Raw genomic sequence first — 615 nt, forward strand, 5'->3', positions numbered from 1 at the left:
GAAAGAATGACAAACTTACCTAAGATTTTGCCTTGACCGGTCACAAGAATGTGAGGTCCCATATGCGCTATTTGTCGCAAATATTCGAGCTGTCTGTGACCACCTTTGAAATCTGGATAAATTACGCCTGCTAAAGAAAATTCCGCATTTGCAACAGCAGGCAATTGAAGAGCAGCCTTTCTCCCCAATCGCCCTTGCTCTACCCATGGAACACCATAAGACATATCAAGTGTTTGATAAGCTGCTGTTTCAATCGAAAAAATAAAACCACCCAAAGCTAACATCATGGTATTTAATCCGAAAGGCTAGAGGCTATGGCTAAACGTTGCTGTTTTGCATAGCGTTCAAGTGCTTGATTGACAGCGTCTCTGATTTCGTCCTTGAGACCATTTGGTACTGAAATATTTAGATTTGTAATGGTTACACGGGCGTCTACTTCAACGGGTTTATGAACCGTAATTGGCTTTGGAGCTTTAAAGGCACCCACTTTATTTGTTGCCTGCATTTGTCCTGTTTCAATGACACTTGTATTAAAACCACTCTTGCGTTTTTCAGGTGGGGTATTTGTAACCACTACTGTATCCAGCATTCTTTTTGCGCGTGCATTGGTTTCAT

At 41.6% G+C, this 615-nt stretch carries 1 protein-coding gene and 1 pseudogene; both read right to left on the reverse strand.

Features of this window, described 5'->3' with window-relative positions; translation table 11 throughout:
* On the reverse strand, window positions 1-287 hold a 287-nt coding region (locus ACFIKQ_RS09085; RefSeq protein WP_375656317.1), incomplete at its 3' end, for a phage tail protein.
* A gap of 5 nt (window positions 288-292) precedes the next feature.
* A pseudogene (locus ACFIKQ_RS09090) lies at window positions 293-615 on the reverse strand (phage tail protein); the annotation flags it as partial.

This window comes from Bartonella sp. MR63HLJHH (assembly GCF_042194155.1).
Taxonomy (GTDB): Bacteria; Pseudomonadota; Alphaproteobacteria; order Rhizobiales; family Rhizobiaceae; genus Bartonella; species Bartonella grahamii.